The sequence below is a fragment of the Planococcus sp. 1R117A genome (assembly GCF_051417975.1).
GTDB lineage: Bacteria > Bacillota > Bacilli > Bacillales_A > Planococcaceae > Planococcus > Planococcus shenhongbingii.
In genome coordinates this window covers 64,890-87,650 of record NZ_JBPRLO010000003.1, presented here as the reverse complement: position 1 = coordinate 87,650, position 22,761 = coordinate 64,890, and the positions used below count along the sequence as shown (strand labels likewise).

Sequence of the window (22,761 nt, the reverse complement as noted above, 5' to 3'; positions counted from 1 at the left end):
CGGACAAGGTTACAGGTTATAATAGAACAAAAGGAGCCGAAAATCTTATGCTTGAAACCATACAGCAATGCGAAACAGCAGTAAAACAGATTTATGAAACATTTGATGCAAGCCATGACTGGCAGCATATCGAACGGGTACGGCAAAATGCCAAAGCTATTATAAAGAAAGAAAAAGCGGACGCGTCCATTGTCGAACTGGCAGTGCTGCTGCATGATGTGTCTGACCCCAAATACAAAAAAGCGGATGAAGATTTAGAAACGGATATTCTGGAAAGCTTGAAGTTAAGTAAAGAGCAGAACAGCCAGATCAAAGAAATCATCCAGTCCGTATCGTTCAAAGGAGGCCATGGTGCTATTCCCGCTACTATCGAAGCCCGCATTGTACAAGATGCAGACCGGCTCGATGCGATCGGCGCCATCGGCATCGCGCGCACCTTTGCATACGGCGGCGCTAAAGGCCGGAAGTTGTATGACTGGGAAGAAGAGCCGCGAAGCGAGATGACTGAAGACGAGTACCGTTCAAAACCGACAAGCAGCGCAACTCATTTTTACGAGAAATTATTGCTGTTGAAAGACCAGATGAATACCGAGACAGGAAAGCAAATTGCTGAAGAACGCCACCAATTTATGCTATCCTTTTTAAAGCAACTTATAAAAGAAACGGATGGGAATAAATGAGCCACTTAAACGTAACAAACTTAACAAAAACTGTAGGAGCTAAAACCCTTTTTAAAGACGTGGAATTTTCTTTGTATCCAGGTGAACGTGCAGGGTTGATCGGCGTCAACGGCACAGGGAAATCTACATTGATGTCAATTTTAGCTGAAGAAATAGAAGCGGACTCGGTCAACATGGATCATCCGAAAAAATATGCCATCACTTATTTGAAACAAGAGCCGGAGTTTGATGAGTCACTGACGGTGCTGGAAACGGTGTTTTCCGGCGACTCGCCGATTTTGGCATTAAACCGTTCATATGAAAGAGCCTTGAAAAATATGATGGTCGATTCCAGTTCTACGGAACTTCAAGATGAATTGATGAGAATCCAAGAAGGCATGGAACAGGAAAACGCTTGGGATATCAATGCGCTTGCAAAAACCGCTTTAACAAAGCTGGGCATAGACATGTTCGATCAATTGATCAGTGAGCTTTCAGGAGGCCAGCGGAAACGTGTAGCGTTGGCGAAAGCATTGATCGAGCCTGCTGATTTGATATTGCTTGATGAGCCGACCAACCATTTAGATGCGGCTTCAACCGAATGGTTGCAGGAAACTCTGCTTCGCATGAACAGTGCCATGCTCTTCGTGACGCATGACCGGTATTTCCTGGACGCGGTTTCCACTCATATTTTCGAGTTGGCAGACCAGACGATGTATACGCATAAAGGGAATTACGGGGATTATTTAGAAAACAAAGCCATCCGTGATGAAATGGCAGCTTCATCCCAGCAAAAACTGGAAAACCGTTTCCGGTCAGAATTGAAATGGATTCGCCGCGGTGCGAAAGCCCGTTCAACGAAACAGAAAGCCCGCATCCAGCGCTTTGAAGAAATCAAAGAAAATGTACAGACTGAAAATGACAATACTTCATTGGAATTGTCGATGCAAAGCCAGCGCCTCGGCAAAAAAATCATTGAAGGCGAAAACTTGGGAATGGCGTTTGGCAACAACGTTATTTTCCGCAACTTCAATTTCCTGTTGCAAGGCGGTGACCGCATCGGAATTGTCGGGCCGAATGGCGCAGGAAAATCGACACTGATGAAATTGATCGCCGGTGACTATGAGCCGACTGAAGGCAAATTGGAGTACGGCAGCACCGTTAAAATCGCCCATTTCACGCAGCATTTGCCTGAAATGAATGAATCTCAGCGGATGATTGAATACATCCAGGAAATTTCAAGCGATTATGAAGCGGCAAAAGGCGTTCGATTGTCCGCTACGCAAATGCTGGAACGGTTCTTGTTCCCATCGAACGGCCACGGCACTCAAATCGGCAAATTGTCCGGCGGGGAGCGGAAGCGCCTGTACTTGCTGAAATTATTGATGGAGCAGCCGAATATCTTGTTATTGGATGAGCCGACGAATGATTTGGATATTCAGACCTTGTCCGTATTAGAGGACTTTTTGGAAAACTTCCCGGGCGTTGTCATCACAATTTCCCACGACCGTTTTTTCCTGGACCGGATTGCCCGCAAGCTGTGGACGACCGGCACAGGAGAGATTTTAGAATATCAGGGCCTGTATACCGATTTCATCAAAGAAAAACCAGTTACTGCTGAAGAGCTGAAAGCTGCCCCGGTGCAGGAAGCTCCGGCACCGGCAAAAGTGGAAAAACCGAAAAAGAAAATGACCTTTAAAGAACAGCAGGAGTACAAAACGATTCTGGATGATATTTCAGAAGTCGAATCCCAAATCGAAGAACGTGAAGCTGAAATGGCCAAAGCGGGTTCGGATTTTGAAATATTGAATAAGCTGACAGCAGACATAGATGCTTTAACTGCGCGATACGATGCGTTGATCGAGCGATGGACGCATCTTCAGGAAATGGCGGAATCATAAACATAAAGACTTTAACAATGAAGGATTTTTTCTGCCGCGGCACGTTAAGTCATTATATTGGCCTGTAACAGCTAGTCAGTACACGCCGCCAAAGAGAGGCAGCGTATACTAACCACAGGAGGGATTACGCGTGAAAATTGTAACGATTGAACCAACACCAAGCCCGAATACGATGAAAGTCATTATTGACCAGGAATTGCCGTTTGGCAAAAGCCATAATTACCATAAAGACAATCTGGAAGGCGCCCCAAAAGAAATCCAAGCGATCCTTTCGATTGCCGGAGTCAAAGGCGTGTATCATGTAGCCGATTTTTTAGCAGTTGAAAGACTGGCCAAATTCGATTGGGAAACGATTTTGGCGGAAGTGCGCCGGGTTTTCGGCGACGACAGCGGGCATTCCAATGAAGAAATCGAAATAGATGAACATTTTGGGGAAATCTATGTCCATGTTCAGCAATTTAAAGGCATTCCTTTGCAAGTGAAAGTTTTTGACAGCCATTCTGAAAAACGATTTGCGATGCCGGAAAACTTTGTTGCAGCGATGCAGGCAGTGCTGGACCCGACAGAAGAAAACTATTTGCTGCAGCGAAAATGGGCGGATTACGGCGTCCGCTACGGCGAAAAAGAAGAAATCGGCCTAGGCATGGTAGAAGAGCTTGCAGCTGCCTACCCACAAGAACGTTTGGATGCGATGGTCGAACAAAACCATTCCGAAGAGCCGGAGCCGATTGAACGCGGCCGGAAAGTGACACTGGAAGAATTCGATGTGCCGGATTGGGAAACCCGTTTCCAATTGCTCGAACAGATGAATGAAGGGGAACTCAGCGATTTGGCGCTCTTGGCAAAAGCTTTGGAAGATGAAAAGATGTCCATCCGCCGGCAAGCCGCTATTTATTTAGGCGATATCCGGGATAAAGCGGTTGTCCCTCTACTGGAAAAAGCGATGAGAGATAAAAGCTGGGCTGTCCGAAGAACTGCAGGAGATACGATCAGCGATCTCGGCTTTGAAGAGTTCGAGCCAATCATGATGGAAACCTTAAAAGATAAAAATAAACTGGTTCGTTGGCGTGCGGCGATGTTCTTATACGAAACAGGAACAGAAGCCTCATTGCCAGCGCTGAAAGAAGCGGAAAATGATCCGGAGTTTGAAGTGAAACTCCAGATTAAAATGGCGATTGCCCGCATCGAACAAGGGGAAGACGCAAAAGGTTCGGTGTGGAAGCAAATGACCGAAGCGCGACAAGCTATGAAAGAAGAATAGAGGAAAAGCCGGTACATTTTGATGTGCCGGCTTTTTAGGCTGTCGAGAAACTCTCGGCAGTCTTTTCTCATTTCGCTCCAGGTGGGACGCTTTCCGCGGACATGGCTTCAGCCGCTTCCTACGCTTTGCTCAGTCCAGGGTCTTCAGTTCATATTATTTCCACAGGAAGCGAATCGTGCAAAAGTATTTTTGCATGGTTCGTTTGCGACGAAGCGCCTGGCGCTGCAGGAGCACATCTTTGCCCTTCGCCGCCTTCCGCTGCATTCAACTTCCTTTTGTTACCTTTTGAAACTCTCTAAAAGTGTGACTGTTTGAGTAATTTCTCTTTTGTTGCTTCCTGCTATTTAGATATGAAGCCAAACAGCGGAGACGTCCGCGGCTTTAAAACATATGCTCCTGCATCGCTTCGCTAGCTTCGTCGCAAAGACATTGGCCTCACTACTCTCGGCCAATGTCTTCGCAGCTGGTTGGTGGAATATCGCTTAAGGGATAATACCTAATACAAATTTTATCTTTCTCAACAAGTTGGAAAAGCCGGCACATTTTGATGTGCCGGCTTTTTGTTTTGCCTAAAAGGTTTTCCGAAGCCCCGAAAGAGGTAAACTGCATGAAACTATATTTATTCAACAGTTAATTGCGAATAGGGGTGTATTTATGGGCAAAGATCTTGAAATGGAAAATGAAATTTATTCAATTGAATTGCTGTGCCAAGGCAAGTATGAATCTTGGGATTTTGAAAGTGAAACCAAGCGGAACTGGTTTTTCGAAAAAGTGAAAAAAGAATTTGCAGGCCATGAAATCCATGAAAACGAAGAAGATGTCGACGACTCGAAAATTGCGCAGTTATCTGCAACCAATTTGCAGATTAAAAGTGATGGCGTTTCACAAGTAGTTCCTTATGTTTGGTATGAGGCCAATCTTTTTGAGGAAATGCTGGAATTTATTAACCGGAAGTATGAACAGAAACATTCGCATTAATGAAGTTCTTCAGGGAAGAATGCAATGGCAGAATTTGAGGCAAAAAAAACCACCTGAAGGTTCAGGTGGTTTGGGTTTGTGTGTTTAGGTTGATGGTTTGATGGATGGCAGCAGCTGCCGCTTCAAAACAGTCGAAATACTCGACCTTCGCTGTGTCAATAAAAGTCACTTCCAGAGTGCGCGTGTTTTTTACGCATTTTACGGTGAGACAAGCTTTCTCTCCTCTGTGAAACGACTGAACAATATTGACAGTGTTGTAAAAACGCATAGTTTTTAAAAGCTCTCTAATGCTCTCAAATGACATTTGCATTCTCCTTTCCGTAAATGGAAAGCGACTAAGAAAAGTCAAAAAGAATCCATGTAATTCATTAACTCCACTATAACACCATTTCCCATGCATTTGTGGATTTTACAGGAAAGAAATGTAAATGAAATATATGAAAAATGACAGTTGTTAACATTATGATTTGGAAAACACATCAGAAAGGTGTGAGTTGAGTTATGGAGATTGCGGTGCATATTGTACCTCCAGGGGGCGGAGAAATGCAATTCACCATTCCCATATCGGAAGATTCGTTTTACCGTCCTATCCCGGGGGATTTCTTGAATTTCCGGGAAGACGACGGCTTAAGCGCATTTTATGTACTTGAAATCCATCATTTTTATGAAAAATTAGATGCCAGATATATGGCGGAAAATATTGTGATTGAAGCGGAGCCGGTAATTTTGCCGGAAGGCATCGGATCAAAAGCTCATAAAAAGCTATGCGAATCGATGAATGTATCCAGGAGATATCCGGACAACAGAAGTTGAATGGCTTTAAAGCAAATGATTAATTTCTGTAGAAGGCGAGGGCCGAAATGGAGAGGCAGCAAAACGATCCAATCCCAGGAACCATAATTTCCGCTGATTTAACGGTAAAAGCAACAGATCAAGTACGTGATTTTTACAAAGAAGTTATAGGGTGGGAACATAGCGGTTTGAGCATGGGGAATTATGAAGACTATGTCATGGCCACAGATGATGGGACTCCTGTTGCGGGCATTTGCCATCCTGAAGGTCAAAATGCAGGGCTTCCGGCTGTTTGGCTGGTTTATTTTGGCGTTAAAGATTTAAAAACAAGCATCGAAGCGTGCAAAACAATGGGAGGCAAAATCCATTTTGAATCGAAAGAACTTGGCCGGGCTGGGAGCTACGCGGTAATTGAATATCCTGAAGGAGCCTTTTGCGCTATTACTCAAATATGAATAAAACAGAATGCCTTTGGAGGCATCAAAGGCAGGCAAGCAGAGTGAACAAACTCGAAAAGCCAAAAAAAATAGCCATAGGCTTAAATCCCAGGCTTGAATTGGTCATCGATCAAGGATGGATGTTCCAAGTAATGGTCAATATTGATATTCAATGGCAGCAGCATATCAATGCGGTTAATCTTTAGATGGTCTCCGTTCCACATCAAGTGTTTTTCCAAAATCCGCTGTTTGATGCGCTTATTTTTTGCCCAACGCCGTGCAGTTAAATTGTATTTTTTGCTTAAAAGATAGATCTCAACATCTTGAACTGTATCCATCGTTCACAGCTCCTTTTTTCTATAGTTAATGGTTCATAAATTATGTTTTCCTATAGAAATGAACCATAGCACCGGTCATTGTTTTGTTTATAATAATATGATAATTGACGAAAAACAACCATGAACAGTATAGGCAGAACAGACTGTCATAAAAAGGACAAACACCTGTTCAAGAAACGGTCATATATGAAGGTTCAGCCAGTTCTTGAGCTGCTTACCCAGAAGAGTGGATGACATTATTTGTATGGGCTAAATAACTTGTTCTCCGAGAAAAGAAGGAAATTTTATATTGAACAACTTCTTGCGAAACCTAGAGTTTTCAGAAGGAACCCAATGTTGAATGTCGAATAATCCTGACATAGGAAGGAGGGAAAATGGTGACCAAGCATTATCCCAGCAAACGCATTGTAGTCAGAAACGATCAAGGGCTTTTTGCTGCAGAATTTTGGCATGAAAGAGATACAGGGTATGTAGTTGTTGCAGAATTGATTAGTGGAGAAAACCATAAGGGTTTTTATACATTTGATGAGATTAATGAAGAAATTATTGATGAAGCCGTGAGCCAGTTCATCAAAGAATTTAAATGAGCTAGAAGGACGTCCAAGTGGGCGTTCTTTTTTTACTTAACTTCAGCAGGAGAATTTTTTATTGGAAATCAACCGTGACAAGGCCAAGTTCCACGTTGTTTAGGGTATTAAGATAGATTTTTATATAACGCCATTTAAAATTCTGCATTGTTAACCCCCGCCTCTTTCTTTTTTTATGTATTTCATACTGCTTTTTGCTTTTATCAATATAAATATACGTTGATAAAGGAAGGGTTCAACAAATAATCATCGATACTTTCTTCCAAAGATTGAATGAGGTCGGGCCGGTTAATTGTAAGATGATAATCGTTAACGGAAGTATGGAGGTCTAATATTCGCTGTTTTATACTGGCTTCTTTAATCCACCGCCTGGCAGTTACATTATCTTTTTTAGTCAGAAGAATTCTTTCTACATCGTAAATCGTGTTCATTTTTATTTCTCCTTAGGTAACTTTGGTTAGGTATTAAATCCTACTACTATTATAGTGGTAATGAATAAAAGTTTACAATAAGACTAGCCCTTAACATTTGTTCAATTTGTGAACGGTCATTCAATTTTAAGCTTGAAGGAAAGTTCATGAACTTTCCAAAATCATCTGGCAATATGACAGCTAAATGATCGATCGCCGATGAATAATAATCTATTCATATTATATGTAAAATGCAGTACATCATTCCAGTTGTTCAAATCCTTTTTTCCATACTTCCGGACTGGGTTAACAAATTTCACAGTACCTGTTTTCGTTATAGAAGAAACTAAATTTCTTATATTTTTAAGCAAGCTACTCATAAAGAAAAAAAGACATTACTAAAAAGCTCACATTCAAAACGGGAAATTATGAAAATGAATGGGAACTGGGTTAGAATGAAAAAGAAGAAAAGCGCTGCACCAAGCGAAAATGAAAAATGTGAAAGTAGGGGAAATTATGAACGCATATGATGAATACATGAAAGGCATCGTTGTACCGATGCGCCAGGAATTGACTGCCAATGGATTTAAAGAGCTTTTGACTGCTGAAGAAGTCAACGAGCATATGGCAGAAGCTAAAGGAACCAGTTTAGTGGTCATCAACTCTGTCTGTGGCTGTGCGGCCGGTTTGGCTCGTCCTGCAGTGATTGAAGCAATCCAGGCTACTGATGCGAAGCCGGATCATCTGGTGACGGTTTTTGCCGGGCAGGATAAAGAAGCAACTGCTCAAATGCGCAATTATTTTGATGAGATTCCACCTTCTTCACCGTCGATTGCGGTGCTGAAAGACGGGGAACTGGCATACTTTATTCCACGTGAACAAATTGAAGACCACGATGTAGACCATATCCGTGACCATTTGACGCAAGTGCTGGAACAGGTAAAAGCTCAGTGAAGACAATCGTCACAACAGCATACCGGCCGAATGAACGGACCGACCGGCTGGCAGTGAAAACGGCAAAAGACCTTTCCATACCGTTTGTGCTGCGGAGAAAGCGTTCGATTGAAAAAATCCATGCGGAAGAATGCGCGGATGTGCTGATTGCGGCAAAAGAACGTCTCGAGTTTTACCCATTGGGCAAAACTGAGCCGTTCTTTTTTCATCCGAATTCATCAGCTTTCAGGACCAAGCGGCCTATCGAAGAGGATCCGCTTATCGATGTATCTTGCCTTGAAGAAGGAGATGTTTTTCTCGACTGTACGCTCGGTATGGCGTCTGATGCGATTGTGGCATCATATCGAGTAGGCAGCCGGGGGAGAGTCATCGGCTGTGAAAGCCATCCGGCCATGGCATATGTCATCCAGCAAGGATTGCAAAGCTATGAGGCAATGCCGCATTTAACGGATGCTATGAAGCAAATCGAAGTCATTTCCAATAATGCCGTCGATTTTCTGAAGACTTTGGAGGATAATTCGGTTGACGTAGTTTATATGGATCCGATGTTTACGGAAGAAATTTCAGAAGCCTCCAATTTTAAACCGATCCGGGCATCAGCTGACAACGGGCAGCTGACCGCTGAATGGGTAGCTGAAGCGGTCCGGACAGCACGCAAAAGCGTGGTGCTGAAAGCCCATTTCCGGTCCAGCGATTTTGAAACGTTCGGTTTTAACAGAAGAGTGCGGCCCAATACTAAATTCCATTACGGTGCCATTGACTGCCGAATAAAATAGACCAAGAAAAGGGTGCGGAATAATCAATTCCGCACCCTTTTTTTTCAATATTTTAGCATAATAAAAAACTGCAGCAATCAGCCGCAGTTTTTTATTTCATGTATATAGGATGTTTGAGTTTAGTCTGTGAAGTTCAATGAAGTCAAATATCCTAGCAAAAATAATAGTCCAATACCGATTAGCAATGATGCATCCATGAATAAATCCTCCTTTTTCGAAAAAACAGAGCTATATGATTAATATTATTGTACAATGAATTTCAAGAAGATGAAACCTTTACAGGCGAAATTCGTATAATTTAGAAAGCGCGTTACTAAATTGTTCAAAATTGAAGGTGATATGGATGAAGAAGTGGTGGCAAAAGTCACTGATGATTGCAGTTGCCGTTTTGACTTTGGGAGTAATATCCCCCAACCATCTGATTTGGGAAACTTTATTAGATGAAAAAACGCCTAGCGACTCGCAGGCATCAACTGGCAATGGCAAACAATATAGCTATGACTGGATTGACCCGAGCGAACTGTATTATAGTACCCAACCGTCAATATTGGAGACTGTACATCAATCCGCCGAAGAACAGGCTTATCTGAAATTCGGTTCTAAAATCGGTCCGGTGATCAGCGATGAATTCAAGACGGCCATTTTGCCGAATATCCAGCAGGCGATCGACATGCATTTAGCAGGATTAGATGGCGAGACGTTACGCAAACTGGCTATTTCAGAAAAACCATCCGGTGACCATGCAGAAAAGATTTTCCACATTTATGATACGGAAACTTCAAAAGACGCAATCCGTTTCCATGTCCGAACCGAGAAAAAACCGCTCGAAGGCTATTTCTTCAATTTCCATTACCATGTAGCGGACGATAATTTCCAGCAGCATATAGCACTCGGAGACATCTATTGGTCCAAGAACACGCCGCCGAAATGGTTATCTTAAAACGACGGTTATTGAAAATATGATATTTTAAATTGAATAAGCGATTCTAAAGGCCTTCCACATTTATTGAAATGTTGGAAGGCCTTTTCATTTCAATAGGAGCACAGAATTTAAAATTTTAACTAACTGTGTGTTTTTGTTATGATAAACATAATAATGGAGGCGAATAAAATGAAACAATATTTGGAGTTATGCCAGCATATTTTACATAGTGGCGCGAAAAAGGAAGACCGGACAGGAACTGGCACGTTAAGCGTGTTCGGCCATCAAATGCGCTTCGACTTAAACGAAGGCTTTCCATTGATGACAACTAAAAAAACGGCATTCCGCCTGATTGTATCGGAATTGCTTTGGTTCATTAAAGGCGATACGAATGTCAAAACTTTACTGGCTGAAAATAATCATATTTGGGATGAATGGGCGTTTGCCCAATGGGTGGAAAGCGACGACTATACTGGCCCGGACATGACCGATTTCGGCAGACGTTCACAGAAAGATGCGGCTTTCGCGGCACTTTACAACGAACAGATGGCGATTTTTCAGGAAAAAATCTTAAATGAAGAAGGTTTCGCAGAAAAATACGGCGACCTGGGTCCGGTTTACGGCAAACAATGGCGTTCGTGGGCAAAAACGGACGGCGGCACCATCGACCAATTGAAAAATGTGATCGAATCGATTAAAAAGAACCCGGATTCCCGCCGTCATCTCGTAACGGCTTGGAACCCGGAGTTTATCGACGACATGGCGCTTCCGCCTTGCCACATCATGTTCCAATTTTACGTGGCTGACGGAAAATTATCGTGTCAGCTGTACCAGCGGAGTGCCGATGTCTTTTTAGGCGTGCCGTTCAATATTGCATCTTACGCTTTGCTGACGCATTTAATCGCGCGGGAATGTGGTTTGGGTGTGGGCGATTTTGTTCACACTACGGGAGATACCCATTTGTATTCGAATCATTTAGAACAAGTGAATGAACAATTAACGCGGGAACCGAAAAAATTGCCGACATTGAAGATCAATGAGGAAGTAACGTCCATTTTCGATCTGGAATTGTCGGATATTACAATTGAAGGTTATGATCCGCATCCGCGCATCAAAGCGCCTGTTGCAGTTTAAGGGGGAATAGAGATGATTTCATTGATGGTAGCGCACGATCCAAACCGGGTTATAGGAAAAGACAACCAATTGCCATGGCATATTCCTGAAGATCTGGCTTATTTTAAAAAACACACAGTTGGAAAAGGCATTGTCATGGGCCGCAACACATTTGAATCGATTGGCCGGCCGTTGCCCAAACGCCGCAATATTGTGGTAACCCGCAATTCGGAATATCAAGCTGAAGGAGTCGATGTCGTCCATACTTTGGAGGATGCGGTTCGCCTTGCTGAAGAAATGCACGAAGAAGTGATGGTGATCGGTGGGGAACAGATTTTCCGTTCCATTTTGCCGGTTGCTGACCGCTTGTACATCACATTGATCAAACAGGATTTTGACGGAGATACATTTTTCCCGGAATATGGACCAGAATGGACAATTGTAACGGAATCGGAAGAACAGCTTTCCGGTGAAACGCCATTTGTTTATCAGGTTCTTGAACGGCATAATTCGGCAGGCGGCCATGTATAATTCGGTCCGGACTTTTTCATTCTTGTTCGGTTATTTACCGATGGCAGCTGTGAATCTTAAAAAATTCCAGGCCCAAAAAGAAACCTTGAGCAAGCAGGAGTACGATGCTTTGATCCACACCGAACCGCAAAAATGGGCAAAAGGCATCCTGAAACGGACGAAAAGCCGAATTGAAACAAGCGGTTTGGAGAATTTGCCGGAAGGGCCGGCACTGCTGGTGGCAAACCATGAAGGCAATTTTGATATTCCGGTCCTGCTGTCGGAAATCCCCAAACCATTTGGGTTTATTTCAAAAAAAGAAGTGAAGAAATTTCCGGTGATTCCGGTTTACATGGAAGATATGAATTGCGTATTTCTGGACCGGACTGACCGCCGAAGCGCCTATAAATCGATAACCGATACGGCCCAAAAGCTGAAAGATGGCCATTCTATTCTGATATTTCCGGAAGGCACCCGCAGCAAAGGCGAAGGCATAAGCGATTTTAAGACTGGATTCGTCCGGATCGCTAAAGACGCTGGTGTGCCGATCGTTCCGATTGCGATACATGGAACGTCCGATATCATGGAGAAAAACAACAACAAAATTCGGCCGGGACATGTCACCATCCGGGTGCTTGAACCGATTTTGGCTGAGACCGTTGAAAAAACAGAAGCCAAGCAGCTGATTGAGCTGGTCAGAAAAACGGTGGAAACGGAAGTCCAATCGATGGCGCAAGAAAAAACAGATCTCAAGTAGATCTGTTTTTTTACCAACATGGGACAACGTTTCAGACGATTGAATAATAGGAATATAAGGAAGAAGGAGAGTGATTTCATGTCGAAAATTCACATCGTAACCGACTCGACGGCAGACTTGAAACCGGAAGTCATCGAGAAATATAATCTTCATGTGGTTCCGTTAAGCATCCAAATCGGCGGACAAACTTATCTGGACCGCGTCGATCTGGAGCCAAAAGCTTTTCTGGATTTGATGAAAAATACACCTGAGCTGCCGAAAAGTTCACAGCCGGCTCCCGGTGTATTCAAAGAATTATACGACCGTTTAGGACAGAATGGCGATCAGGTGCTGTCCATCCATATGACTGGCGGCATGAGCGGCACCGTTGAATCCGCCCGGGCAGCTGCGGAATTGACGGATACGGATGTAACCGTCATCGATTCCCGCTATATATCGCATGCGCTGGCTTTTCAAGTGTTTGAAGCCGCTGATATGGCGAAGCAAGGGAAAACGATGGAAGAAATCGTGGCAAGGGTCAATGAAATCCGCGAAAACAGCAAACTTTATGTAGTCGTAGATACATTGGATAATCTGGTGAAAGGCGGCCGCATCGGCAAAGGGCGGGCTATGCTCGGCTCATTTTTGAAGATCAAGCCGATCGCTTCGCTGGATGGCGGCGAATATACGCCCGTAGCAAAAGTCCGAAGCTATAAACAAGTGGTCCAGTATTTGATGGACGATTTCAAGAAACGGACTGCTGGAAAGCTGGTAAAAGGCATTGGCATCGCCCATGCAGATGGATTGAGCATCGCAGATCCATTGAAAAAGCAGCTTGAAGAAGCAGGCTATACCGATATCCGAATGGACTTCACAACGCCGGTCATCTCCACCCATACGGGAATTGGCGCCATCGGCTTTATGTTCTATACAGATTAAACGAAACGGCTGACCAGATAATGCGGGACTGCAGAAATTAGCTATCTCAATCTCAAAAATAAAAAGGGGAGATAAATATGAAACGCATCCTGTTTATTTTGGTGTTGGCAATATTGTTTTTAGCGGGATGCGGTTCATCATTCATCTTTGGCAATGAAGAAGCGGAACCCCGTGTGCCGATTGCGTTTACTGATTATCGCGTGCCCCCAAACTTTGTGCCTCAAGCCCTCATTATTACAGCGCTTGGGGATTCCTTATCGCAGGGAGTGGGAGACACAGAAAACAAAGGCGGCTATGTCGGCAGACTGGCCAGTGAAATCAGTGATTGGCCAGGAGTAAGAGGAGCCATCGTGGAAAATACAGCGAAAAGGGGCCGGAAAAGCGATCAACTGCTTGCTATGTTCCAAAAAGGACAATTGACTGGACCATTATCAGAAGCGGATTATGTCATCATGACTATCGGCGGCAATGATATCATGCGGATTGTGAAGCGGGATTTGTTTTCGTTGAATCTAGAAGCTTTCGCTGATGAACTGGTATTATATGAAAACCGCTATGAAACTATTTTTGCTTCCATCAGGTCAATTAACCCGACCGTTCCAATCATTACGATTGGGATATATAACCCATTTTCACTGATTACGGATGAAGTCGAAGAATTCGATAAAATCGTCATGGAATACAACAAATCAATGAGGGAAATTACAGAAGCGGACCCGCTGTCTTGTTATGTGCCGGTGAGTGATTTGTTTATCGGCAATGATAATCTGGTTTATCATACCGATTTTTTTCATCCAAACAGCAAAGGATATGACTTAATGACAGAACGGATTCTTGAGCGCATGGAAGAATGCGATTTGAGTTTTCAGGAATAGGAAGTGATTGTTTTGAAAATATGGCGCTTGGCATTTTTTGTGCTGCTGGGACTAAACCTTGTCGCCGTTTTGGCATTTTTCATCTTTATTACCACTCCAGCGAAAGGCCATTCCTTGGCAAGCGCAAACACGGTACAAGAATTGGATGGCAATTCAGTTGTACTGAATGTAACTAAAGCGGATTTTGAAGGCATAGCGAACACCTATATCCAGCAAGCCATGGCCGACTCGCCAATTCCATTGACTTTGGCGGTAAATGGCGATGTCAGCTTGTCCACTGAGTTTGAGGTGTTTTCAGTCGCTTTGCCAATCCTGCTGAGGTTTGATCCATTTGTTCAAGAAGACGGCAATTTATTGCTGATCCAAAAATCAGTGGAAGTTGGTATGCTGGATATTCCACCTGAATCTGCGTTAAAATTGTTACAGGATTCGGTAGATCTTCCTAAATTTATGGAAGTTAATCCAACAGAAGAACAAGTATTATTAAAACTGACTGATATTCCGCTGGACGATGGCATATCGGTTCAGGCGACTTCATTTAATTTAAAAGAAGATGATATTCGGTTGCGCGTTACTATTCAGCAATAAGAACGGAGTGATGGGATGAAGACAGAAAAAGCGACATTTGCGGGCGGCTGTTTTTGGTGTATGATCAAACCGTTCGATTCCTATGATGGAATTGAATCGGTAGTCAGCGGCTATACTGGCGGACACGTGCCAAATCCGACTTATGAACAAGTATGTTCTGAAACGACTGGCCATTACGAAGCGGTTCAGATCACGTTTCAGCCCGATGTTTTTCCATATGAAAAATTGCTGGAGGTTTTTTGGACACAAATCGATCCAACCGATGCAGGCGGCCAGTTTTTCGACCGCGGGCAGTCCTATCAGACCGCTATTTTCTATCATTCGGAAGAGCAGCGGTTAGCAGCTGAAAAATCAAAGCAAGAACTGGAGAGCTCAGGCAAGTTTTCCAAACCGGTTGCAACGAAAATAATTGAAGCCAAGCCGTTTTATTTGGCAGAAGATTACCATCAGGACTATTATAAGAAAAACCCGGCTCACTACAACCGTTATTCAGTCGGTTCTGGCAGAGCAGGATTTATCGAAAGAAATTGGGGTGGACAATCATGAAGGAAGACTTAAAAGCAAAATTGACACCGATGCAATACCACGTTACACAGGAAAACGGCACAGAACCGCCGTTCCAAGGAGAATATGATCAGTTCTTTGAAGAAGGCATTTACGTAGACATTGTGTCCGGAAAACCATTATTCAGTTCAAAAGATAAATACGATGCACATTGCGGCTGGCCGGCTTTTGCCAAGCCGTTAGAAGGCAGCGAGGTTAAAGAGAATTTTGATACGAGCCATGGCATGAGAAGAACAGAAGTGCGCAGCGCGACTGCGGATTCCCATTTAGGGCATTTGTTCCCGGATGGCCCGTCTTCTCTTGGCGGCATGCGTTATTGCATCAACTCCGCGGCGCTGCGTTTTGTTCCTAAAGACCAGCTGGATGCGGAAGGTTACTCCGAATACAAGCAGTTGTTTGAATAACTGAAGACCCGGACAGCTGTCCGGGTTTTTTATGTCCAAACTGCAGCAACGGCGTTTTTCTTATGGCACAACAGAGGGGAGGAAGAACATGAGACGTTCATTTTATCAATTTGCGTTAAAATATCGCGGGAAGCTTCATGCGGATGATTTTTCGCGTTTTGCCGACGCTATGTTTTTGGATCACAGCTTCCCGAAAAACTCGGAAGATTTCGAAAAACTGTCCAGATACATTGAAGAAAAAGCCCATCCCGTTATGAAAGCTTCAACTTTTGATGCGATGTGGGACGAATATACAAAGCTTTAAGGCAATGCGTTGCACTCCTTAAGAAAAAACAGTATGATAAGTACGACTAAATTAAAGTGAGGTTTTATGATGAGCGTTCATATTAATGCAAAAAAAGGCGATATCGCCGATACGATTTTACTTCCTGGAGATCCGCTCCGTGCGAAATACATTGCGGAAAACTTCCTAGAGGATGCTGTACTTTATAACGAAGTCCGCAACATGTTCGGCTATACAGGTACATACAAAGGGAAACGGATTTCTGTTCAAGGGACAGGAATGGGAGCACCTTCGATTTCCATCTATGTTACTGAATTGATGAACGAATACGATGTGCAAAAATTGATCCGCGTCGGCACTTGCGGTTCTATTCACAAAGATGTCAAAGTTCGTGACGTTATCATTGCACAAAGTGCTTCATCAGATTCAAAAATGAATGAACTTATTTTCGGCGGCATTGATTATGCGCCAACGGCCAATTTTGATTTGTTGTTGAAAGCTTATAATGCAGGTTTGGAAAAAGGCTTGAAACTGCGCGTGGGCAATGTCTTTACAGAAGATGTTTTCTACAATGACTATGCAGAACACGAAAAATGGGCTCAGTACGGAATTCTTGGGCTTGAAATGGAATCTGCAGCACTTTATACATTGGCTGCCAAATATGGCCGCCAGGCATTGTCTATCCTGACAGTGAGCGACCACTTGCTGACTGGTGAAGTGACGACTTCCGAAGAACGCCAGACAACGTTTAACGATATGATCGTTGTAGCATTAGAAGCAGCTATCCAAGAGTAAAAGTAAACTCAGCCAAGCGTTTCTAATGCTCTTGGCTGCCAGTTGAACCTATGGTTTTTAACGGACAGCTGATTTCTGCTTAACTGCAGAGCTGTTGGTTCCGTTAATGTTTGGTGAAACGAAAAGACTGTCTTGACAGTCTTTTTCTTTTAATTTTTTCAAAAGCCTGATAAAATCGATACAGCTTTAAGCTCGACTATGAAAGTGGTGAAAGAAATGGATGAAAAGCGTCCAGGCGAAAATCACGAACAAATTCCGCCTGTTGAAGAAGCGCCTGCCCATTTTATCCGGATGAAAACATTCTATTTTATCATGCTTGTCTTCACCTTGATATTATGTACAGCAGGATTGACTATATTTGCTTTAACTTTCGGAGATGAAAAGGCTGTGGAAGTTAATTCCCCGGAACGCCGTGAATTCGAAAAGTTATATGCAGCCTACGATCAAGTACAGCAGGAATATTACGAAGAAGTAGACACCAATGTGCTGATCAATGGTGCCATCAACGGTATGGTTGAATCTCTGGGAGATCCATATTCTGATTATATGAATGAAGAAGAAGCAGCCCAGTTTACGCAAGGCATTTCCTCCAGTTTCCAAGGAATCGGTGCAGAAATACAAGAGCGTAACGGCTTTATCAATATCGTGTCACCAATAAAAAACTCTCCGGCTGAAAAAGCAGGATTAAAACCAGGCGACAAAATTCTTAAAGTCGATGGAGAAAGCATTCAAGGATTCAGTGCTAGTGAAGCCGTTATGCTGATCCGCGGCGAAAAAGGAACCGAAGTGGCGTTGACGATTCAGCGCGGCGAAATGGCTGAACCGCTGGAAGTCAAAATTACACGCGATGAAATTCCGATTGAAACGGTGTATGCCGAAATGATTGGCGACGGAGTGGCGCATATCCAAATAACCAGCTTTTCTGAAAACACTTCAGATGAATTGCTGAAAGCGATCAGCGATATGGAAGCAAAAGGCATGAAAGCAATGGTGATGGATGTCCGTCAAAACCCGGGCGGCTTGCTGACAACAGCATTGGATATTTCCAACTTGTTCATTGAGGAAGGAAAAGAAATGTTCGAAGTCCAAGCCAAAGGCGAAGAACCGGAAATCTACATGTCTTCTCCGAGCACAAAAGTGAAAGTGCCTGTGACGTTATTGATTGACGGCGGCAGTGCTTCTGCTTCCGAGATTTTAGCGGGAGCGATGAGTGAATCAGCCGATATCAAACTGGTCGGCGAAAAAACTTTTGGAAAAGGCACAGTACAGACAGCGAATGATCTGGCTGACGGTTCTAATTTAAAATTCACTACTGCTAAATGGCTGACGCCTGATGGCAATTGGATTCATGAAAAAGGGATTGTGCCGGATGTTGAAGTGGCGTACCCGGAATACGCTTCATTGCCAGTATTGGATTCCTCACTTGAATTGAAAGACGGCACGATTTCGGAGCAAGTCAAAGTTGCAGAACAAATGCTGGTGGCGCTTGGCTATAAAGTAGGCAAAGTGGACGGCGTTTATGAAGAGAATATGACCGAAGCGGTTGAACAATTCCAGGAAGACCAGGAACTTGAAGCAACCGGCATCGTGACTGAAGATACGACATTCGCTATCATGAAAGCTTTGGGCGAAAAAATCGACAAAGAAGATCCTCAGCTTCTGGCAGCGAAAAAACTTGTAATGGAAGAAGCTGGCATTAAAGCTGGAACTTCTGAAGAATCATCTGAAGAAGAACCGAAAGAATAACAAAAAAGGTCCGCAATTTGCGGGCCTTTTCTTACGGCATATAAATGGAGGGATATTTGATGATTGACGTTTATTTATTTAGCGGGTTTTTAGGGAGCGGAAAAACCACATTATTAAAGCAAGTGATTCAGCAAGCGAAAGATGCGGGACTCAAACCGGCAGTATTTATGAACGAACTGGGCGAAATGAATTTCGATTCAGACGCAGTAGAAGACGGTGTGCCGCTGAAAGAGCTTTTGGATGGCTGCATCTGCTGTACCGGGTCTGAAAAATCAGAAGCGCAACTGCAAACATTGATGGCAGAAGAAGACTTTGACGTGCTGTTGATTGAAACAACGGGTGCTGCCCATCCGGTCGAAGCATTAGACGCTATCTTTTCACCGCTTTTTGCCGAGCGTTTAACGTTTAAGGGAATTATTACGGTTGCTGACAGCAAACGCTGGCTCGACCGCGATAAACTGTCTCCTCAAATCCGCTCGTTGTATCTGGAGCAAATCCGGCATGCTGACTTGATATTAGCCAATAAAATGGATTTATTGACCGAAGCGGAACAGGCGAAAGTGACATTTGAAGTGCAGGGATTAAACCCGGCTGCGCAAATTATTCAAACGGTGCAGTCTAAAGTTCCTTTTTCGGCGCTGCAGAAAATTTCCGCCGCTCAAACAGGAACCGTAGAAAAAGCGCCTGTATCAAAATTAAATCTGAATACAAAAGTTTTCGATTTTCAACAACCGGTAAAACGTGAAATTTTCGAAGAGTGGCTGCGTTCACTGCCGGATTCAGTTTTCCGGATTAAAGGCTATGTGCCGCTTGAAGGAGACAAATACCCGCATGCCTTCCAATATGCATACGGCATGGCGCAATGGCTGCCGGAATACTTGAAGATGCGGACGCAGATTGTTGTTATTGGAGAAAACCTCGATGGGATTGAGCTGCCATGATTGAAGCTTACCAGAAATTATGGCCGAACCGGAACGACGTGGATGCAATCACCAGCCAAGAACAGCTGGAGCAGAAAATCCTGATTGAACTGAATGATGAACTGACGCACCCGAGAGTCCGGAAAACAAAGCAGGAAAAATTGGACATCGCTTTAACGCGCATCGAACAATCCTTTTTGACGGAAGAAGAAAAAACAGCTTTATCGATGCTATATAAAAAGATTGCGGCTCTGTGAGCCGCAATCTTTTTATTTGTTGAGAAAGTTAAAATTTGTATTAGTAGTCATGCCTTAACCGATATTCCGCCAACCAGCTGCGCTTGCCGCGGGCGAGCGCCAAGCCGCTTCGTCGCTAACGCTCCTGCAGGGTCTCGGCTGTCTCGCTATCCCGCAGGCGTCTCCGCCGGTTGGCTTCATATCTGGAGAGCAGGAACAAACAGGAGAGGGTTTTCTTGAACTGTCACACTTTTAGAGCGTCTCTAAAAGGGATAAAAGCGAACTGAATGTAGCGGAAGGCGGCGACTCCTGTGGGAATAGTGTGAGTCCTGAGACCCCGCAGGGAGCGTCAGCGAGCGAGGAGGCTTAGGGCCACACCCCACGGAAAGCGTCCGCCCTGGAGCGAAATGAAAAAAGAACATACGAGTTTCTCGACATTCTAAAAGATTGCAGCTCATTGAGCTGCAATCTTTTTTTGTATAACATTAAGCCGGAACGATAACGTAATGGCCCCGGCAGTCAATCCGGCGATTAAGCCGATCCAATACCCGAATGCTTCGAAGCCGGTAAAACTTGAAAGAAGGTAGCCGACCGGCAAACCGATGACCCAATACGAAATCAGCGCCATGACAAAAGTGATGTTGACATCCTTGTAGCCGCGAAGAGCTCCTTGCACTGGAGCTTGTACGGCATCTGATAATTGGAACAGCGCGGCGAAAATCAGGAATTGTACAGCTAACTGGATAACAGCGGGGTCTGATGTATATAACCCGGCAATTTGATGGCGCATTGAAAACAGGATAAATGCGGAAACAAAGCTAAATCCGACAGCGGCTGCCACGCTGATCCAACTGTATTGCCTGGCATCATTGAATCGTTTTGCCCCGACTTCAAAGCCGACCAGGATTGTCGCTCCCATTGATATGCTGAGCGGCAGCATATACAGCAGTGAAGTGAAATTGATGGCAATTTGGTGCGCAGCAATCGTAATCGTGCCATACGTGCTCATCATCAGCGTGACAGCTGAGAAAATACTGGTTTCTGCAAAGATGGCAATGCCGATCGGGACGCCAATCAGGCTGATTTCGCGGAGCCGGGTGAACGACAGCTTAGCCCATCCCCGGAAAATATTGAATGACTTAAACGGTTTTCGCGTATGGATGATCCAGACGGCGATCAACATCACGAGCCAATAGGTAATGGCTGAGCCATAACCGGCACCGACGCCTCCGAGTTCCGGAAAACCGAAGTTGCCATAGATCAGCAGGTAATTGAAGAATACATTGATTGGGGCCGACAGCAATGAGATGACCATGGAAATGCGTGTCGAGCCGAGCGCGTCAATATAGCTGCGCAGCGCATTATAAACAAATAAAGGGATGAGCCCGAAACTCATGGCGAAAATATAATGTTTCGCTACTGACGCAACAGCCGGCTCTAAATTAATCAGGCTGAGAAGAGGTTCAATACTAAAAAAGAAAAAGATGAAAACAATCACCGCTAAAATGACCGCCAGATAAATTCCCTGCTGGACCGCATCTTTTACTTCTTCTTTTTTCTTGGCGCCCATTAATTGTGCTACAATTGGAGTGATGGACATGAGGATTCCTGCTAGTCCGATATAAACTGGCACCCAAAAAGAGGAACCGATCGAAACGCCTGCCAGATCTTCAGTGCTGTAACGGGCAGTCATATAAATATCAAAAAATGTGACTAAGTACATCGCCACTTGCGTAACTAGAATCGGAAAAACAATTTTAATCAGCATCCGAAATTTTTCCGCTTTTGTCTTCGTTTCAAACATGTTCCGTCCTCCAGTAATCCATTAGCAATTTAAACAAATAAAAATAAGTATAGCATAGAAGACGCGGGGCGGCAGAACGCTTCCGAAAAGATGAATGTGCAATTTTAAGACAATAGAGAGTAGGCCAAGAAATGAATAAAAGAACGATCTTATTAACCGGAGGAGGAACAGCGGGACACGTATCGCTGAACCAGGCATTGATTCCGGAATTGTTGAAAATGAATTTTAATGTAGAATACATCGGCTCAAAAGACGGCATTGAAAGTGAATTGATCAAAGATGGACATCCGGAAGTTGCATACCATCCAATAGCAAGCGGAAAATTGCGCCGTTATTTTTCAATGAAAAATTTCACAGATCCGTTCCGTGTCGGAACAGGCTTTTTCCAAGCGCTTAACATCATCCGGAAAACCAAACCGGCGGCCATTTTTTCAAAAGGCGGTTTTGTTTCGGTGCCGGTCGCGATGGCTGGAAGAGCCATGTCAGTTCCGGTCATCATTCACGAATCTGATGTGACGCCTGGCTTGGCAAACAAAATTGCAATGCCATTCGCCGATCATATCTTTACAGTATTCACAGAAACCTTAAAGCATTTGCCGAAAGAAAAATCGACGTGCACCGGCTCGGTAATCCGCAGCGAATTAATGCAAGGCTCTGCAGAAATCGGGAAAGAGCTTTGCAAATTTGATAATGACTATCCGATTTTATTGGTCATGGGAGGCAGCCAAGGTTCTGCAGTGATCAATGAAGCGATCCGCACAAATTTAACGGCGCTTTTGGCGGAATACAATGTCATCCATTTATGCGGAAAAGGCAATGTGGACGACAACCTGAAAAACGTTCCGAATTATTGCCAATTTGAATACGTAACCAGCGAATTGCCGCATCTGCTGCACATGACGGACTTTGTGGTTTCACGTGCCGGTTCGAATTCAATTTTTGAATTTTTGGCACTTAAAAAACCGATGCTGCTAATTCCTTTATCCAAACAGCAAAGCCGCGGCGATCAGATTTTGAATGCCCAATTATTTAAGCAGCAAGGGTTTGCCCATGTGGTGGAAGAAGAAGATCTAAGCCCAGAACGCTTTTTTGAAGAAATGAAAAAGCTGCATCTGCATGAAGAGCTGCTTGTTGAAAACATGACGCTGGCAGAACCGCCGAAAACGGCTTATGAAATGGCTAAGTTGGTTACATCTTATACAAAGAAAAAATAAACTTCATACGCAAGAGGTG

At 43.9% G+C, this 22,761-nt stretch carries 28 protein-coding genes; 24 read left to right on the top strand and 4 right to left on the bottom strand.

The window, feature by feature from the left end; all coding sequences use genetic code 11:
- The first annotated feature begins 47 nt into the window (after nt 1–47).
- The 4 genes from ACSFXN_RS10180 to ACSFXN_RS10165 all read left to right on the top strand — a co-directional run bounded on the left by ACSFXN_RS10180 (nt 48) and on the right by ACSFXN_RS10165 (nt 4,799).
- Nucleotides 48–680, top strand: coding sequence for an HD domain-containing protein (locus ACSFXN_RS10180; protein ID WP_437150001.1), 633 nt, complete (start codon nt 48–50; stop codon nt 678–680).
- Entirely contained in the window at nt 677–2,560 is a 1,884-nt protein-coding gene (locus tag ACSFXN_RS10175; protein ID WP_437150000.1) for an ABC-F family ATP-binding cassette domain-containing protein, read from the top strand. The genes ACSFXN_RS10180 and ACSFXN_RS10175 overlap by 4 nt, the downstream gene beginning before the upstream one ends.
- Before the next feature lie 130 nt (nt 2,561–2,690).
- A complete protein-coding gene (locus ACSFXN_RS10170; protein ID WP_437149999.1) occupies nt 2,691–3,821 on the top strand; it encodes a conserved virulence factor C family protein in 1,131 nt (376 codons plus the stop codon).
- Nucleotides 3,822–4,475: 654 nt separating this feature from the next.
- A complete protein-coding gene (locus ACSFXN_RS10165; protein ID WP_437149997.1) occupies nt 4,476–4,799 on the top strand; it encodes a hypothetical protein in 324 nt (107 codons plus the stop codon).
- Between the two features lie 61 nt (nt 4,800–4,860).
- Here the strand turns inward: ACSFXN_RS10165 and ACSFXN_RS10160 are convergent, their stop codons facing one another.
- The gene (locus tag ACSFXN_RS10160) at nt 4,861–5,103 is read right to left on the bottom strand and encodes a hypothetical protein (RefSeq protein ID WP_437149996.1); all 243 of its coding nucleotides are present in this window, start codon (nt 5,101–5,103) and stop codon (nt 4,861–4,863) included.
- 239 nt (nt 5,104–5,342) lie between these two features.
- On the opposite strand from ACSFXN_RS10160, the gene ACSFXN_RS10155 reads away from it, so the two are divergent.
- Both ACSFXN_RS10155 and ACSFXN_RS10150 read left to right on the top strand, forming a co-directional pair.
- Nucleotides 5,343–5,612 carry a hypothetical protein gene (locus ACSFXN_RS10155; protein WP_437149995.1) on the top strand — a complete coding sequence of 90 codons (270 nt, stop codon included), beginning with the start codon at nt 5,343–5,345 and terminating at the stop codon, nt 5,610–5,612.
- Nucleotides 5,613–5,659: 47 nt separating this feature from the next.
- Entirely contained in the window at nt 5,660–6,046 is a 387-nt protein-coding gene (locus ACSFXN_RS10150; protein ID WP_437149994.1) for a VOC family protein, read from the top strand.
- An 83-nt stretch (nt 6,047–6,129) separates the two neighbouring features.
- Here ACSFXN_RS10150 and ACSFXN_RS10145 read toward each other — a convergent pair whose 3' ends face one another.
- On the bottom strand, nt 6,130–6,366 hold the full coding sequence (locus tag ACSFXN_RS10145) for a hypothetical protein (RefSeq protein ID WP_437149993.1): 237 nt from the start codon (nt 6,364–6,366) through the stop codon (nt 6,130–6,132).
- A 377-nt stretch (nt 6,367–6,743) separates the two neighbouring features.
- On the opposite strand from ACSFXN_RS10145, the gene ACSFXN_RS10140 reads away from it, so the two are divergent.
- A complete protein-coding gene (locus ACSFXN_RS10140) occupies nt 6,744–6,953 on the top strand; it encodes a hypothetical protein (protein ID WP_437149992.1) in 210 nt (69 codons plus the stop codon).
- Nucleotides 6,954–7,156: 203 nt separating this feature from the next.
- On the opposite strand, the gene ACSFXN_RS10135 is transcribed toward ACSFXN_RS10140, so the two are convergent.
- Complete coding sequence (locus ACSFXN_RS10135; protein ID WP_437149990.1) at nt 7,157–7,384, bottom strand: hypothetical protein; 228 nt, start codon at nt 7,382–7,384, stop codon at nt 7,157–7,159.
- A gap of 495 nt (nt 7,385–7,879) precedes the next feature.
- Here ACSFXN_RS10135 and ACSFXN_RS10130 point away from each other — a divergent pair, with 495 nt between their 5' ends.
- The 16 genes from ACSFXN_RS10130 to ACSFXN_RS10055 all read left to right on the top strand — a co-directional run bounded on the left by ACSFXN_RS10130 (nt 7,880) and on the right by ACSFXN_RS10055 (nt 19,745).
- Nucleotides 7,880–8,317 carry a BrxA/BrxB family bacilliredoxin gene (locus ACSFXN_RS10130; protein WP_300989377.1) on the top strand — a complete coding sequence of 146 codons (438 nt, stop codon included), beginning with the start codon at nt 7,880–7,882 and terminating at the stop codon, nt 8,315–8,317.
- Nucleotides 8,314–9,093, top strand: a complete 780-nt coding sequence (locus ACSFXN_RS10125) for a class I SAM-dependent methyltransferase (RefSeq protein ID WP_437149989.1) — start codon at nt 8,314–8,316, stop codon at nt 9,091–9,093. Before ACSFXN_RS10130 ends, ACSFXN_RS10125 begins: the two co-directional genes overlap by 4 nt.
- A gap of 343 nt (nt 9,094–9,436) precedes the next feature.
- Nucleotides 9,437–10,033: a YpjP family protein gene (locus ACSFXN_RS10120; protein ID WP_437149988.1), complete on the top strand. Its 597-nt coding sequence runs from the start codon at nt 9,437–9,439 to the stop codon at nt 10,031–10,033.
- Nucleotides 10,034–10,204: 171 nt separating this feature from the next.
- Nucleotides 10,205–11,149, top strand: coding sequence for a thymidylate synthase (locus ACSFXN_RS10115; protein WP_437149987.1), 945 nt, complete (start codon nt 10,205–10,207; stop codon nt 11,147–11,149).
- 12 nt (nt 11,150–11,161) lie between these two features.
- Nucleotides 11,162–11,659, top strand: a complete 498-nt coding sequence (locus ACSFXN_RS10110) for a dihydrofolate reductase (RefSeq protein ID WP_437149986.1) — start codon at nt 11,162–11,164, stop codon at nt 11,657–11,659.
- Complete coding sequence (locus ACSFXN_RS10105) at nt 11,652–12,395, top strand: lysophospholipid acyltransferase family protein (RefSeq protein ID WP_437149985.1); 744 nt, start codon at nt 11,652–11,654, stop codon at nt 12,393–12,395. The genes ACSFXN_RS10110 and ACSFXN_RS10105 overlap by 8 nt, the downstream gene beginning before the upstream one ends.
- Nucleotides 12,396–12,473: 78 nt before the next feature.
- Nucleotides 12,474–13,313 (top strand): DegV family protein, encoded by an 840-nt coding sequence (locus tag ACSFXN_RS10100; protein WP_437149984.1) that lies wholly within the window; start codon nt 12,474–12,476, stop codon nt 13,311–13,313.
- A 77-nt stretch (nt 13,314–13,390) separates the two neighbouring features.
- Nucleotides 13,391–14,188, top strand: coding sequence for a GDSL-type esterase/lipase family protein (locus ACSFXN_RS10095; protein WP_437149983.1), 798 nt, complete (start codon nt 13,391–13,393; stop codon nt 14,186–14,188).
- A 12-nt stretch (nt 14,189–14,200) separates the two neighbouring features.
- Entirely contained in the window at nt 14,201–14,776 is a 576-nt protein-coding gene (locus ACSFXN_RS10090) for a YpmS family protein (RefSeq protein ID WP_437149982.1), read from the top strand.
- Nucleotides 14,777–14,791: 15 nt separating this feature from the next.
- Nucleotides 14,792–15,322, top strand: coding sequence for a peptide-methionine (S)-S-oxide reductase MsrA (msrA, locus tag ACSFXN_RS10085; protein WP_301854522.1), 531 nt, complete (start codon nt 14,792–14,794; stop codon nt 15,320–15,322).
- Nucleotides 15,319–15,744 (top strand): peptide-methionine (R)-S-oxide reductase MsrB, encoded by a 426-nt coding sequence (msrB, locus tag ACSFXN_RS10080; protein WP_437149981.1) that lies wholly within the window; start codon nt 15,319–15,321, stop codon nt 15,742–15,744. The genes msrA and msrB overlap by 4 nt, the downstream gene beginning before the upstream one ends.
- An 88-nt stretch (nt 15,745–15,832) precedes the next feature.
- On the top strand, nt 15,833–16,048 hold the full coding sequence (locus ACSFXN_RS10075; protein WP_437149980.1) for a YozE family protein: 216 nt from the start codon (nt 15,833–15,835) through the stop codon (nt 16,046–16,048).
- Between the two features lie 69 nt (nt 16,049–16,117).
- Complete coding sequence (gene deoD / locus ACSFXN_RS10070) at nt 16,118–16,822, top strand: purine-nucleoside phosphorylase (RefSeq protein WP_300993421.1); 705 nt, start codon at nt 16,118–16,120, stop codon at nt 16,820–16,822.
- Nucleotides 16,823–17,038: 216 nt separating this feature from the next.
- Nucleotides 17,039–18,568: a S41 family peptidase gene (locus ACSFXN_RS10065; protein WP_437149979.1), complete on the top strand. Its 1,530-nt coding sequence runs from the start codon at nt 17,039–17,041 to the stop codon at nt 18,566–18,568.
- 59 nt (nt 18,569–18,627) lie between these two features.
- On the top strand, nt 18,628–19,509 hold the full coding sequence (locus ACSFXN_RS10060) for a CobW family GTP-binding protein (RefSeq protein ID WP_437149978.1): 882 nt from the start codon (nt 18,628–18,630) through the stop codon (nt 19,507–19,509).
- Nucleotides 19,506–19,745 (top strand): hypothetical protein, encoded by a 240-nt coding sequence (locus ACSFXN_RS10055; protein WP_437149977.1) that lies wholly within the window; start codon nt 19,506–19,508, stop codon nt 19,743–19,745. Before ACSFXN_RS10060 ends, ACSFXN_RS10055 begins: the two co-directional genes overlap by 4 nt.
- Before the next feature lie 433 nt (nt 19,746–20,178).
- Here ACSFXN_RS10055 and ACSFXN_RS10050 read toward each other — a convergent pair whose 3' ends face one another.
- Nucleotides 20,179–21,528, bottom strand: coding sequence for an MATE family efflux transporter (locus tag ACSFXN_RS10050; protein WP_437149976.1), 1,350 nt, complete (start codon nt 21,526–21,528; stop codon nt 20,179–20,181).
- 131 nt (nt 21,529–21,659) lie between these two features.
- On the opposite strand from ACSFXN_RS10050, the gene ACSFXN_RS10045 reads away from it, so the two are divergent.
- On the top strand, nt 21,660–22,742 hold the full coding sequence (locus ACSFXN_RS10045) for an undecaprenyldiphospho-muramoylpentapeptide beta-N-acetylglucosaminyltransferase (protein WP_437149975.1): 1,083 nt from the start codon (nt 21,660–21,662) through the stop codon (nt 22,740–22,742).
- Nucleotides 22,743–22,761: the final 19 nt, after the last annotated feature.